This window comes from Pseudomonas sp. RIT288 (assembly GCF_000631985.1).
In the GTDB taxonomy this organism is placed as follows: domain Bacteria; phylum Pseudomonadota; class Gammaproteobacteria; order Pseudomonadales; family Pseudomonadaceae; genus Aquipseudomonas.
Map to the genome: position 1 here is coordinate 305870 of NZ_JFYN01000034.1, position 13919 is coordinate 319788.

14 protein-coding genes are annotated in these 13919 nt (G+C 64.0%); all 14 read left to right on the forward strand.

Features of this window, described 5'->3' with window-relative positions:
- Positions 1-44: 44 nt before the first annotated feature.
- From BW33_RS20125 to BW33_RS20190, 14 genes are read left to right on the forward strand one after another with little or no spacing between them, the layout of a single operon-like run.
- Entirely contained in the window at positions 45-779 is a 735-nt protein-coding gene (locus tag BW33_RS20125; protein ID WP_047600792.1) for a glycosyltransferase family 2 protein, read from the forward strand.
- A complete protein-coding gene (locus BW33_RS20130) occupies positions 776-1723 on the forward strand; it encodes an LpxL/LpxP family acyltransferase (RefSeq protein ID WP_047600793.1) in 948 nt (315 codons plus the stop codon). The genes BW33_RS20125 and BW33_RS20130 overlap by 4 nt, the downstream gene beginning before the upstream one ends.
- Positions 1704-3248 (forward strand): HAL/PAL/TAL family ammonia-lyase, encoded by a 1545-nt coding sequence (locus BW33_RS20135; protein WP_047600795.1) that lies wholly within the window; start codon positions 1704-1706, stop codon positions 3246-3248. The genes BW33_RS20130 and BW33_RS20135 overlap by 20 nt, the downstream gene beginning before the upstream one ends.
- Complete coding sequence (locus BW33_RS20140) at positions 3241-3666, forward strand: acyl-CoA thioesterase (protein WP_047600796.1); 426 nt, start codon at positions 3241-3243, stop codon at positions 3664-3666. Before BW33_RS20135 ends, BW33_RS20140 begins: the two co-directional genes overlap by 8 nt.
- Positions 3663-4265: an outer membrane lipoprotein carrier protein LolA gene (locus BW33_RS20145; protein ID WP_047600797.1), complete on the forward strand. Its 603-nt coding sequence runs from the start codon at positions 3663-3665 to the stop codon at positions 4263-4265. Before BW33_RS20140 ends, BW33_RS20145 begins: the two co-directional genes overlap by 4 nt.
- The gene (locus BW33_RS20150; RefSeq protein ID WP_047600799.1) at positions 4249-6588 is read left to right on the forward strand and encodes an MMPL family transporter; all 2340 of its coding nucleotides are present in this window, start codon (positions 4249-4251) and stop codon (positions 6586-6588) included. Before BW33_RS20145 ends, BW33_RS20150 begins: the two co-directional genes overlap by 17 nt.
- Positions 6585-7748 (forward strand): hypothetical protein, encoded by a 1164-nt coding sequence (locus tag BW33_RS20155; RefSeq protein WP_047600800.1) that lies wholly within the window; start codon positions 6585-6587, stop codon positions 7746-7748. The genes BW33_RS20150 and BW33_RS20155 overlap by 4 nt, the downstream gene beginning before the upstream one ends.
- Positions 7735-8982, forward strand: coding sequence for an NAD(P)/FAD-dependent oxidoreductase (locus tag BW33_RS20160; protein ID WP_047600801.1), 1248 nt, complete (start codon positions 7735-7737; stop codon positions 8980-8982). Before BW33_RS20155 ends, BW33_RS20160 begins: the two co-directional genes overlap by 14 nt.
- On the forward strand, positions 8979-9704 hold the full coding sequence (locus BW33_RS20165; RefSeq protein WP_047600802.1) for a class I SAM-dependent methyltransferase: 726 nt from the start codon (positions 8979-8981) through the stop codon (positions 9702-9704). Before BW33_RS20160 ends, BW33_RS20165 begins: the two co-directional genes overlap by 4 nt.
- Entirely contained in the window at positions 9704-10300 is a 597-nt protein-coding gene (locus BW33_RS20170; protein ID WP_236645228.1) for a hypothetical protein, read from the forward strand. The genes BW33_RS20165 and BW33_RS20170 overlap by 1 nt, the downstream gene beginning before the upstream one ends.
- Positions 10297-11493 carry a beta-ketoacyl-[acyl-carrier-protein] synthase family protein gene (locus BW33_RS20175; RefSeq protein ID WP_047600803.1) on the forward strand — a complete coding sequence of 399 codons (1197 nt, stop codon included), beginning with the start codon at positions 10297-10299 and terminating at the stop codon, positions 11491-11493. Before BW33_RS20170 ends, BW33_RS20175 begins: the two co-directional genes overlap by 4 nt.
- The gene (locus BW33_RS20180; protein ID WP_047600804.1) at positions 11490-11954 is read left to right on the forward strand and encodes a hotdog family protein; all 465 of its coding nucleotides are present in this window, start codon (positions 11490-11492) and stop codon (positions 11952-11954) included. Before BW33_RS20175 ends, BW33_RS20180 begins: the two co-directional genes overlap by 4 nt.
- Positions 11947-12675, forward strand: coding sequence for a 3-oxoacyl-ACP reductase FabG (fabG, locus tag BW33_RS20185; protein ID WP_047600805.1), 729 nt, complete (start codon positions 11947-11949; stop codon positions 12673-12675). The genes BW33_RS20180 and fabG overlap by 8 nt, the downstream gene beginning before the upstream one ends.
- Entirely contained in the window at positions 12675-13901 is a 1227-nt protein-coding gene (locus tag BW33_RS20190; protein ID WP_047600806.1) for a beta-ketoacyl-ACP synthase, read from the forward strand. Before fabG ends, BW33_RS20190 begins: the two co-directional genes overlap by 1 nt.
- Positions 13902-13919: the final 18 nt, after the last annotated feature.

Here is a 13919-nt window from a genome sequence, read left to right on the forward strand (position 1 = left end):
CTCGAGCGGGAGCAAGCTCCCTCGCCACAGTGGGGATGTGTTCAATGCATAACCCTTGCGCCGTGATTCCGGTCTACAACCATGAAACCGCGATCGGCACCGTGGTCGATGCCCTGCTCGCCCAAGGCCTGCCGTGCATTCTGGTGGACGACGCCAGCACTCCGTCCTGCGCGCGGGTGCTGGATACGCTGGCCGAGCGCGAAAACGTGCATCTGGTGCGCCTGACCCTCAATCAGGGCAAGGGCGGCGCGGTGATGACCGGCCTGCGCGAAGCGGCGCGTCTGGGCTTCACCCATGCCTTGCAGGTTGACGCCGACGGTCAACACGACTTGCACGACGTCGCGCGTTTCGTCGAGGAATCCCGCGTCCACCCGGACGCAATGATCTGCGGTTATCCGCTGTTCGACGAGAGTGTGCCCAAGGGCCGCTTGTACGCGCGTTATCTGACCCACGTGATGGTCTGGATCAACACCCTGTCGTTGCAGATCCGCGATTCGATGTGCGGCTTTCGCGTCTATCCGCTGGCTCCGACGCTGGCGGTAATCGACTCGGCGCGAGTCGGCAAGCGCATGGATTTCGACTCGGACATCCTCGTGCGCCTGTCGTGGCGCAACCAGCCGATGCGCTGGCTGCAGACCAGCGTGCATTACCCGCTGGACGGCGTCTCGCACTTCCGTCTGTTCCACGACAACGCGCTGATTTCCAGCATGCACACCCGGTTGTTCTTCGGCATGCTGCTGCGCCTGCCCGTCATCCTCTGGCGCCGGTGGCGCACATGAGCGTCGAGACCGACAAGAAGCACTGGGCCGACCGCGAAGAGCGCGGCAGCTTCCTGCTGATGAAATTCACCGCGTTCGCCGCCAAGGTGCTTGGCCGACGCCTGCTCAGTCCGCTGCTGTACGGCATCGTCCTGTATTTCTTCCTGTTCGGCCGTACCGCACGCAACAGTGCCTGGCAATACCAGCAACGGCTGGCCGACTGGAGCAACCGCGCCGAATTGCGCCCGAGTTATTGGCGCGTGTTCCGCCAGTTCATGGCGTTCGCCGATTCGCTGCTCGACAAGCTCGACGTGTGGAACGGCAAGCTGCGCATCGAGCAGATCGAAATCATCGACCCGGCACTGCTGCGCAATCAGTTGCGTGGCAGTCGCGGGCAACTGCTGGTCGGCGCGCACCTGGGCAACCTCGAGGTGTGCCGGGCGCTGGCCGAGATCGGCGAAAAGGTCACCATGAATGTGCTGGTGCACACCAAGCACGCCGAGCAGTTCAACCGCTTGCTGGGTGAGGCCGGCGCGACCAACCTGCGCCTGATTCAGGTCAGCGAACTGGACCCGGTGATCATGCTGCAACTGCACGAACGCCTGGAGCGCGGCGAATGGCTGGCGATTGCCGGCGACCGCGTGCCGTTGCACGGCGGGCGCAGCGTCACCGTGGACTTTCTCGGCCATCCGGCAGCGTTTCCGCAAGGCCCATGGTTGCTGGCCGGTTTGCTCAAGTGCCCGGTCAATCTGCTGATGTGCCTGAAACAACCGGACGGCCACTATCGCCTGACCCTCGAACCGTTCACCGACAGCGTGGTGTGGACGCGCCGCGAGCGCGAGCAGGTCATTCATCAGTGGGCCACCCGCTACGCGCAGCGCCTGAGTCACTATTGCCTTGAAGCCCCGCACCAATGGTTCAACTTTTACCCTTTCTGGAAGACCGATGACGACGCCAACCCATGAGCCGGTAACCTTCGGCGAACGCCCTTTGCGCATCGAAGACGTGCTGGCCCTGGCCAACCGTCAGGCGCCCGTGCAGTTGCAGAGTGACGCCGCCTACCGCGAACGCATCGCCAAAGGCGCACGGTTCCTCGATTCGCTGCTGGACAAGGAAGGCGTGATCTATGGCGTGACCACCGGTTACGGCGATTCCTGCGTGGTCGCGGTACCGCTGCATCACGTCGAGGCACTGCCGCGTCATCTCTACACCTTCCACGGTTGCGGCCTCGGCAAACTGCTCGACGCCCAAGCCACCCGCGCCGTGCTGGCGGCGCGCTTGCAGTCGTTGTGCCACGGCGTGTCCGGGGTGCGAATCGAACTGCTGGAGCGCCTGCACGCCTTCCTTGAACACGACATCCTGCCGCTGATTCCGGAAGAAGGCTCGGTCGGTGCCAGCGGCGATCTGACGCCGCTGTCCTACGTCGCCGCCACCCTGTCCGGCGAGCGCGAAGTGCTGTTCCGTGGCGAGCGTCGCCAGGCTGCCGACGTGCATCGCGAACTGGGCTGGACGCCGCTGGTGCTGCGCCCGAAAGAAGCGCTGGCCTTGATGAACGGCACGGCGGTGATGACCGGCCTCGCCAGCCTCGCCTACGCCCGCGCCGACTATCTGCTGCAACTGGCCACGCGCATCACCGCGCTCAACGTGGTCGCGCTGCAAGGCAATCCGGAACACTTCGACGAGCGTCTGTTCGCCGCCAAGCCGCATCCGGGGCAGATGCAAGTCGCCGCGTGGCTGCGCAAGGATCTGGCGATCGACGCGCCGACCGCACCGCTGCATCGCCTGCAGGATCGCTACTCGCTGCGCTGCGCCCCGCACGTGCTCGGGGTGCTGGCCGACAGCCTGAACTGGCTGCGTGCGTTCATCGAGACCGAACTCAACAGCGCCAACGACAACCCGATCATCGACGCCGAAGCCGAGCGCGTGCTGCACGGCGGGCACTTCTACGGCGGACACATCGCGTTCGCCATGGACAGCCTGAAAAATCTGGTGGCCAACGTCGCCGACCTGCTCGACCGCCAGCTCGCGTTGCTGGTCGACGAGCGCTACAACCATGGCTTGCCGAGCAATCTGTCCGGCGCCCCGGCGGATCGCGCCATGATCAACCACGGCTTCAAGGCCGTGCAGATCGGCACCAGTGCCTGGACCGCCGAAGCACTGAAAAACACCATGCCGGCCAGCGTGTTCTCGCGCTCCACCGAGTGCCACAACCAGGACAAGGTGAGCATGGGCACCATCGCCGCCCGTGACGCGATCCGCGTGCTGGAGCTGACCGAGCAAGTCGCCGCCGCCACGTTGCTCGCGGCCAATCAGGGCGTCTGGCTGCGCGGTCGCGATGAAGACGCGCGTGCGCTGCCACCTTCGCTGGCCGCCATGCACGAAGAACTGGCCAAGGACTTCCCGCCGGTCATCGAAGACCGTGCACTGGAAGGCGAACTGCGCCTGTGCCTGCAACGCATCGCCGAGCAACACTGGAGGCTGCATGCGTAGCGCAGGAGTGCTGCACGCCGACACGGAAATCCTCGTGCCGTTTTTCGACGTCGACACCCTGCACGTGGTCTGGCACGGGCATTACGTCAAATACCTGGAAGTCGCGCGCTGCGCGCTGCTCGACAAGATCGGCCACAACTACACGCAGATGTCCGAATCCGGCTACGCGTGGCCGATCATCGACCTGCAACTGCGTTATGTGCGTGGCGCGGTGTTCGGCCAACGCTTGAACGTACGCGCCAGTCTGGTGGAGTGGGAGAACCGCTTGAAGATCAATTATCTGATCACCGACCTGCAGACCGGCGAACGCCTGACCCGTGCCAGCTCGGTGCAGGTGGCGGTCGAAATCAGCAGCCGCGAGATGCAAATGGCCTCACCCAAAGCGTTCACCGACGCGGTGGAAGGGATGCTGCGATGAACCTGATCAATAAATTTCTCGGCGCTTTGGCGCTGCTCGCCGTGTCGACGCTGGCCAACGCCTTCGACCTGCAACAGCTCAGCGAACAACTGGCGAAACCGGAAGTGATCCACGGCCAGTTCATTCAGGAAAAACACCTGCGCGCCCTGCCTCAGCCGTTGATCAGCAAGGGCAGCTTCGTGCTGGCGAAAAATCACGGCCTGCTCTGGCTGCTCAAGACCCCGCTGCAACAGGATTACCGCATCACCGCCAAAGGCATCGCCCGTCGTGACGGCAACGCTTGGCAACTGCTGCCGAACAAAAGCGCCGGCGCCGAACAGAACCGTTTGTTCCTCGCTGTGCTGCAAGGCGACAGCAGCGGCCTGCAACGGGACTTCGAACTGGCGCTGAGCGGCGACGCACAGCAGTGGAAACTCACCCTGACCCCGCGCTCGGTGCTGCTCAAGCAAGTGTTCAATCAAATCAATATCGACGGCGGTGAGTTGGTACAGACCATCGAGTTGCTGGAAACCCAGGGCGACAGCACCGTGCTGCGCATGAAAGACAGCAGCGCCAGTCAACCGTTGAGCGAAGCGGAGCAACATGACTTTGCCGAGTGAACGCAGGCTGCCGTGGCTGTTTCTGATCCTGCTGCTGGCGGTCGTCGCGCTGGCCGGATGGCAGTGGCGCGACGGTGCACCGCTGTCGGCCAACCTCATGGAACTGGTGCCCGGGACCAATCCTGACGCCCTCGAACTGCGCGCCGAACAACGCATGCAGGAGCCGCTCAATCGGGAAATGCTGGTGCTGGTCGGCCATGCCGATCGCCAGCAAGCGGTGGCCATGGCGCAGACCCTGGGCGAGCAATGGCAGGCCAGCGGTCTGTTCGAAAAGGTCCAGTGGAACCTGCAGGCGGATCTGCCGGCGCTGCGCACGCAACTGCTGCAAGGTCGACTGGCGATGCTCTCGGCGGATGACCGGCAACTGCTGAGCGAGCATCCCGATGCGTTCATTCAGCAACGGGTGCAGGCGCTGTTCGACCCGTTCAACGGTTTCACTCTGGTACCGAGCCAAGACGACTGGCTAGGCCTGACCGGGCGCATCCAGAACAGCCAGCCGAAACACGGCGCGGTGCAACTGGACATCGGCAGCGGCGCACTGGTCGCCGATGCCGACGGCAAGAGCTGGGTGCTGCTGCGCGCGCGCACCACCGGCAATGCCTTCGACATGAACCTGCCGCTGAAAGTCGCCGATCTGCTGCAGCACAGTCGCGCGCAGGCAGCGAAAGCCGACGTACAACTGTTGGCCGCCAGCGGCCTGCTCTACGCCGCCAACGGTCAGCAACAAGCCACCCGCGAAATGACCTGGGTCGGCGGCGGCGCCACCCTCGGGATTCTGCTGTTGCTGCTGTTGGCGTTTCGTCGCTGGCGGGTGCTGCTGGCGTTCGTGCCGGTGCTGGTGGGCATGCTGTTCGGCGCGGTGGCCTGCGTGGCGTTGTTCGGCCACATGCATGTGATGACGCTGGTGCTCGGTTCCAGCCTGATCGGCGTGGCGGTGGATTACCCGCTGCACTATCTGTCGAAAAGCTGGAGCCTCAAGCCGTGGCGCAGCTGGCCGGCGCTGCGCCTGACCCTGTCCGGACTGACGCTGAGCCTGATCACCAGCGCCATCGGTTATCTGGCGCTGGCCTGGACGCCCTTCCCGGCGCTGACGCAAATCGCAGTGTTCTCCGCCGCCGGCTTGCTCGGCGCTTATTTGTCGGCGGTGTGCCTGCTGCCGGCCCTGCTGAAAAACGTTGAACTGCAGCCGGCGCAATGGCCGCTGCGTCTGGCCGAGCGTCTGGTGCAACTGCGCGAAACCCTGCTCGAACACGTGCGCACCCCGGTGCTGCTGGCGCTGCTGATCGCCTTCTGCGCCGGCGGTCTGGTGCAGCTGCAAAGCAAGAACGACATCCGCCAGTGGGTCGGTGCGCCACAACGCCTGACCGATGAAGCACAAACCATCGCACGCATCACCGGCTATCAGCCGACCAGCCAGTTCTTCCTCGTGCGTGGCGCCAATCAGCAGCAACTGCTGGAGCGTCAGGCTGCGTTGAGCGAGCGTCTGCAGCAACTGGTCAACCTCGACAAGCTGCAAGGCTACCTGGCGCTTGATCAACTGCTCAGTCCGCCGAGCCAGCAACAGCAGGTTCGCGAAGCGCTGAGCAAAATGCCGCAGTTCTGGCAGCCGTTGCTCGACCTCGGCGTACCGCTCGCGGCGTTGCAAACCGAGTTGCAACAGTTGCAGAAGCTGCCCGCCGAGGACATCGACGCGGCACTGGCCGGGCCGTTGGGCGAGCCTTACCGCACGCTGTGGCTCGGGCCGACCGATGACGGCGTGGCGGCGATGACCAGCCTGCAAGGGCTGAACAATCCGTCACTGCTGCGGGTGCAGGCGCTGGACTTGCCGGGGGTGATGCTGGTCGATCGTCTCGGCGAATTGAACGCGGTGTTCGCCGAGACCCAAATCAGCGCCGCCGAACTGAAACTCGCCTCCTGCGTGTTGATCGTGCTGGTGTTGATCGTGCCGTTCGGCTTCGGCGGCGCCTTGCGCATCGTCGCCCTGCCGTTGCTGGCGGCACTGTGCAGCCTGGCCAGCCTCGGTTGGCTCGGCCAGCCGCTGACGCTGTTCAGCCTGTTCGGCCTGCTGCTGGTAACGGCGATCAGCGTCGATTACGCGATCCTCATGCGTGAGCAGGTCGGCGGTGCGGCTGTCAGCCTGCTGGGCACCTTGCTGGCAGCGCTGACGACCTGGCTGTCGTTCGGGCTGCTGGCGGTGTCCAGTACGCCGGCGGTGAGCAACTTCGGCCTGGCGGTAAGCCTCGGGCTGGCCTTCAGTTTCATTCTGGCGCCGTGGGCCGGACGTCACGTCCACCGCGCCGCCGTCGTGGAGTCGGCAGCATGATGGTCGTCAGCTTCTGGCTGATGGCCCTGGCACTGTTCGCTGTGGCGACCGGTGTCGGTCGGCATTTCGGCCTGATCCCGATCGTCAGCCAGTTGCTGCTGGCCAGCTTCGGTTTGCCGCTGCTGATGTATTTCTGGATCGAACCGGGCTGGCAGCTCAGCGGCGCCGAACTGATTGCGCCGGGGTGGCTGAAAGACCTCTACAGCCTGAGTTTTGCGCTGTTGCTCGGGCACATTCTCAGTGATGTGATCGACCTGCGACTGGACCGCCAGAGCGTGAAAATCGCCGTGCCGAGTTTTGCCGTGCCGTTCGCTTGCGGTCTGGCCGCCGCCTGCTGGCTGCTGCCGGCGCAACCGTGGCTGAACTCGCTGGCGATCGGTCTGGTGTTCGCGATCACGGCGATCCCGGTGCTGTACCTGTACCTGCGCCACATCGACTATCCGCCCGCCGCCACCCGGCGTCTGGTGCAGACCGCCATCCTCATCGACCTGACCTGCTGGACACTGTTCGGCCTCGCTCAGGGCAGTCTGCATTTGAGCAGTCTGTTGCTGCCGCTCGGCTTGGCCTGCGTGCCGGTGCTGCTGCATCTGTTGCGCGTGCGTCGACCGCTGACCTACAGCCTCGGCTTCTTCGCGCTGCTGGTGCTGGCCGAGCACTACAAGCTCAACGCGCTGATTTTCGGCATCGGTTATCTGCTGTGCATGGCCTTGCTGAAAGTGCCATTGGTGCTGCCATTGCCCGCGCGGTGGATGAGCCGTTTGCAGACGTGGATCGCGATCCCGCTGATCCTCACCTTCGGCATCGTGCAGATCGACGTGCACAGCGCCCTCGCCAGCCTCGGCGCAGTGCAATGGGCGGCGCTGCTGCTGTTGCCGATTGCCAGTAAACTGCTCGGCAACTGGCTGGGTCTTGGCTGGGCCGGTGCCTCGTTCGAAGGCGCCAGCCGCTGGCGTGAAAGCGTGCTGCTGAACATTCGCGGCTTGAGCGAAATCGTCTTTCTCAATCTGTTGCTGCAACAACAGCTGATCAGCCCGGCACTGTACTTCGCGCTGATGCTGATGGGCCTGATCGCGACGCTGTTGCCGGCCCTGATCGGCCTGCACCGCGCGCCCCTGAAAACCATCGCCACTGCGCCCGGGAGTTCACGTGCCAACCGTTGAAATGCAACGTCGTCAGGTAGTGATCATCGGTGCCGGCCCGTCCGGCGCCATCGCCGCTGCGCTGCTCACGCGCAAGGGCCACGATGTGCTGGTGCTCGAGCGCCAGCACTTCCCGAGGTTCTCCATCGGCGAAAGCCTGCTCAGCCATTGCCTGGATTTCGTCGAAGAGGCCGGTATGCTCGACGCCGTCAACGCCGCCGGCTTCCAGCACAAGACCGGTGCTGCGTTCGCCTGGGGCGAGCGCTACAGCGCCTTCGATTTCAGCGACACCTTCACCGCAGGTAAACCCACCACGTTCCAGGTGCAGCGCGCCGATTTCGACAAGCTGCTGGCCGATCAGGCTGAATTGCAGGGTGCCGAAATCCGCTACGGCGACGCCATCGTCCGCGTCGATTTCGACCGCGCCAAGCCGCAGCTCGACGTGCTGCGCGAAGACGGCAGCGAGTACCGCGTCGACGCGGATTTTGTACTCGACGCCAGCGGTTACGGGCGCGTGCTGTCGCGCTTGCTCGAGCTGGAAGCACCATCGAATTTCCCGGTGCGCCAGGCGGTGTTCACCCACGTTGAAGATCACATCGACAACCCGGCCTTCGACCGCGAGAAGATCCTCGTCACCACCCACCCCGAGCACCGCGACATCTGGTTCTGGACGATCCCGTTCAGCAACGGTCGCTGCTCGGTGGGCGTGGTGGCTGCCGCCGAACACTTCAAGGGTCGCGACAGCGATCTGGACGCCTGCCTGCGCGGCTTCATCGCCGAAACCCCGAGCCTTGCAGGCGTGCTGGACAACGCCGTGTGGGACACCCCGGCGCGCACCCTCGGCGGTTATGCGGCCAATGTGAAAACCCTGCATGGTCCGGGCTTCGCCCTGCTCGGCAACGCCGCGGAGTTTCTCGACCCGGTGTTCTCTTCGGGCGTGACCATCGCCATGCGTTCGGCGAGCATGGCCGCCGCCGTCCTGCACCGGCAGTTGCAGGGCGAAACCGTCGACTGGCAGCGCGAGTTCGCCGAGCCACTCAAACGTGGTGTCGACACGTTTCGCTGCTACGTCGAAGGCTGGTACGCCGGCACCTTCCAGGACGTGATTTTTTATCAAGACAGTCAGGCCGACATACGCCGAATGATCTGCTCGATCCTCGCCGGCTACGCCTGGGATGAACGCAACCCGTTCGTCAGCGAAGCGCGCCGCCGGTTGAAGATGATTTCCGAACTCTGTGCAAAGGACGCCCCATGAATTACTTGAGCGACAGCTACGTCGAGGAAACCCGCTTCGGTTTCTGGTTCCTGCGCAGCCACACCTGGCAGCACCATGTGTTACGCGTGGCGATCAACGACCTGCGCGGGTTGTTCAGCGAGTCGCTGCCGGCCAATCCGGTGCTGCTGGATGCCGGCTGTGGTCAGGGCAAATCGTTCCGCCACCTGCGCCAGACCTTCGCCCCACTGCGTCTGATCGGCGTCGATGCCGATCCGCACAGCCTGCAACTGAGCGCCGAAGAAGCGGTGCGGCAGGGCTTCGACGTCGAGCTGATCGGCAGCGACTGCGCAACGCTAAATGTGGCCGATGCCAGTGTCGACCTGCTGTTCTGCCATCAGACCTTTCATCATCTGGTCGAACAGGAAAAAGCCCTCGCCGAGTTCTACCGCGTACTGAAGCCGGGCGGTTATCTGCTGTTCGCCGAGTCCACCGAGGCTTACATTGATACTTGGGTGATCCGCTGGCTGTTCCGCCATCCGATGCATGTGCAGAAGAGCGCCGCGCAGTACCTGGAGATGATTCGCCAGCAGGGTTTCGAGTTTGGCGAGCGCAATGTCTCGTACCCATATCTGTGGTGGAGCCGGTCGCAGGATTTCGGACTGCTGGAACGATTCGGATTGCGCCGGCCAAAGCCGTTTGGCAAGCGTGAGGAAACGTTGGTGAATGTCGTTGCCCGCAAGCCGCTTGAAGGTGATCGTTGATGCGACACATAACCTGTAGGAGTGAGCCTGCTCGCGATAGCGATGGGTCAGCCAGCCTCTTTGTTGAATGTGCCGGCGTCTTCGCGAGCAGGTTCGCTCCCACAGTGTCCGCGTTGTGGCGACTTTTTGTGGTCAGCATGATGCTTCTGTTGAGCGCCTGCGCCAGCCAGGCCCCGCTGCCAGCGGGCAACCCGACGCTGCCGTTACCGCTGCAACTGCACATCGAACGCCAGCAAGCCGATCAGCGTCAGGACTGGTTGTTGGTGATCCAGCGCGAAGGCCCCGGCATCCGCTGGTCGATGATGGACCCGCTGGGCATCCCGCAGGCGCGTCAGCAACTGATCGACGGTCGCTGGCAGGCCGACGGGCTGCTGCCGCCCAACCCGGAAGCCCGGGAGCTGTTTGCCGCGTTGCTGTTCGCCCTGACGCCGTCCGGCGAACTGGCGCGCAATTATCCCGTCGCACAACAGCAGGGCGAGCAACGCACGCTGGCGCCGCGCTGGACGATCCGTTATGCACAACCGTTGAGTTTCCAATTGAACCTGCCCCAAGGCCCGCACTATCGGGTTTCTGCCCTCGGTGAACCGACGCCATGACTGCCTACCTCAATGCCCTCGGCGTGATCTGCGCCTTGGGCCGCGACAAGCAACAGGTCGCGCACAACCTGTTTGCCGGTGACTGCTCGGGCATGCGCCGCGAGTCCGGCTGGGTGGCCGGGCGTGAGTTGCCGGTGGCGGCGGTGCACGGTGAGCTGGCGGCGATTCCGGCCGAACTGGCCGACCAGAGCAGCCGCAACAATCAACTGCTGCTGGAAGCCGCGCTGCAGATTCGCGAGGACATCGACCGGGCGATCCAAATCTATGGTCGCGAACGCATCGGCGTGGTGCTCGGCACCAGCACCTCGGGGATCGACGAAGCCAGTCGCGGGTTGGCGCATTACCTTCGCGAGCAGCAGTTCCCTGCTGAGTACGACTATCGGCAACAGGAGCTCGGCGCCCCGGCGAATTTTCTTGCCGACTGGCTGCAACTGAGCGGCCCGGCCTATGTGATTTCCACTGCCTGCACTTCCAGTGCGCGGGCGTTGATGAGCGCGCAGCGCCTGCTCGATCTCGGCCTGTGCGACGCGGTGCTGTGCGGCGGGGTCGACAGCCTGTGCAAACTGACGCTCAACGGTTTCACTTCACTGGAAGCGGTGTCCGACGAGCGCTGCAATCCGTTCTCGGCCAACCGCAATGGCATTAATATCGGCGAAGCGGCGGTGCTGTTTCTGATGAGCAAGCAACGCGGCGACGGCCCGGCCATTGCCCTGCTCGGCAGCGGCGCCAGCTCCGACGCGCACCACATTTCCGCGCCGGAACCGAGCGGCCGCGGCGCCCTGCAAGCGATGCAGAAAGCCTTGCACCGCGCGCAACTGCAAGCCGGTCAAATCAGCTACCTGAACCTGCACGGCACCGCGACCCAGCACAACGATGCGATGGAAAGTCTGGCGGTCGCCACGCTGTTCCCTGAAGGCGTGGCCTGCTCGTCGACCAAGCCGATGACCGGGCACACTCTCGGCGCTGCCGGTGCCCTCGAAGCGGCGTTCTGCTGGCTGAGCCTGAGCGCCGACAACCCGCAGCAAGCGTTGCCGCCACACGTCTGGGACGCCCAGCCCGAACCCGACTTGCCGGCGCTGAAGTGGGTGACCGCGAGCGAACGCCTGTCGTCCATTGCACCCCGCTACTTGATGAGCAACTCGTTTGCTTTCGGCGGCAACAACGTCAGCCTGATTATCGGAGACGCCCCATGAACGACTGGCCGCTCGCCGAATTGCTGCCCCACGCTGGCGACATGATTCTGATCGAGCACATCCTCGGTTTCGACGAAGAGCAGATCCACACCCGCCTCACGGTCAAGCCCGACGGCTTGTTCAGCCTGCCCGACGGCAGCCTGCCGGCGTGGGTCGGCATCGAGTTGATGGCGCAGAGCGTCGCCGCGTTCGCCGGTTGCCATGCACGGCAGAAGGGCAACCCGGTGGAGCTGGGTTTCCTCCTCGGCACGCGCAAATTCGAGTGCAACGTCGAGGCGTTTCCGGCCGGCAGCGAACTGACCATCCACGGTATCCGTTCGCTGGAAGACGACAACGGCATGGGTGTTTTCGAATGCCACATCAACGCCCCCGGCATCGAGGCCAGCGCACGCTTGAACGTGTTCCGCCCGCCGCAGCCCAGCCAATACCTTGAACAAAACAGAGAGTCGAACGATGACTGAATCCGTACTGGTCACCGGCTCCAGCCGTGGCATCGGCCGCGCCATTGCCTTGCGTCTGGCGCAGGCCGGGCATGACATCGTCTTGCATTGCCGCAGCGGCGTGGCTGAAGCCCAGGCCGTGAAAGCCGAAGTCGAAGCACTGGGGCGTCACGCGCGCATCCTGCAATTCGACGTCGCCGACCGCGAAACCTGCAAAATCATTCTCGAAACCGACGTCGAAACCCACGGCGCCTATTACGGCGTGGTGCTCAACGCCGGCCTGACCCGCGATGGCGCTTTTCCGGCGCTGAGCGATGACGATTGGGACGTGGTGCTGCGCACCAACCTCGACGGTTTCTACAACGTCCTGCACCCGGTGATGATGCCGATGATCCGCCGTCGCGCCGCCGGTCGGATCGTCTGCATCACCTCGGTGTCGGGTTTGATCGGCAACCGTGGCCAGGTCAACTACAGCGCCTCAAAGGCCGGGGTGATCGGCGCCGCGAAAGCGTTGGCGATTGAACTGGGCAAGCGCAAAATCACCGTTAACTGCGTCGCGCCGGGCCTGATCGATACGGCGATGCTCGACGAAAACGTGCCGGTGGAAGAACTGATGAAAATGATCCCCGCACAACGCATGGGCACCCCGGAAGAGGTCGCTGCTGCGGTGAATTTCCTGATGTCGGCGGAAGCCTCGTACATCACCCGTCAGGTCCTGGCGGTCAACGGAGGCCTGTGCTGATGAAGCGCGTCGTCGTCACCGGCATGGCCGGCATCACTTCGTTGGGCAGCGACTGGCAGACCATCGCCGGCAACTTCGCGGCCAACCGCAGCGGCATTCGCCGCATGGACGAGTGGGACCGCTTCAGCGAACTCAACACCCGTCTGGCCGGGCCGATCGATGATTTTGAAGTTCCCGCGCACTGGACTCGCAAGCAACTGCGCAGCATGGGTCGGGTGTCACGGCTGGCAGTGGGCGCGGCGGAACAGGCACTGGCCGACGCCGGCCTGCTCGGTGACGAATCGATCAAGGACGGGCGCATGGGTGTGGCGTGTGGCTCATCCACCGGCAGCACCGACGAGATCAAGGCCTTCGGCAACATGCTGCTCAACTCGGTGGCCGAGGGTCTCAACGCCAACTCCTACGTGCGGATGATGCCGCACACCACCGCGGCCAACATCAGCATTTTCTTCGGCCTCACCGGGCGCCTGATCCCGACGTCCAGCGCCTGCACCAGTGGCAGTCAGGGCATCGGCTACGCCTACGAGGCGATCAAGTTCGGGCGTCTGCCGCTGATGCTCGCCGGCGGTGCCGAAGAGCTGTGCCCGACCGAAGCCATGGTGTTTGACGCGCTGTACGCCACCAGCCTGAAAAACGACGCGCCACAGACCAGCCCACGTCCGTACGACAAGGGCCGCGATGGTCTGGTGATCGGCGAAGGCGGCGGCATGCTGGTGCTCGAAGAGCTGGAGCATGCGCTGGCTCGCGGCGCGCGGATCCACGCCGAGGTCGTCGGTTTCGGCAGCAACGCCGACGGCCAGCACACCACCCGCCCCGAGCAGGTCACCATGCGCCGTGCCATGGAACTGGCGCTGGAAGATGCCGGGCTTGCGCCGGATGACATCGGTTACGTCAATGGTCACGGTACCGCTACAGAACAGGGCGACATTGCCGAAACACTGGCAACCAGCAGTCTGTTCGGCGAACACATGCCGATCAGCTCGCAGAAGAGTTTTCTCGGCCACACACTCGGGGCCTGCGGCGCGCTGGAGTCGTGGTTCAGCATCGAAATGCTCAATCGCGACCTGTACGTGCACACGCTCAACCTCGACGAGGTCGATCCGCACTGCGGCAAACTCGATTACCTGCGCGGCGAATTCCGCCAGATGCATCACGAGCACGTGATGAACAACAATTTCGCTTTTGGTGGCGTCAACACCTCGTTGATTTTCCGCCGCTGGCACTGACCGCAACACGTTTGGAGT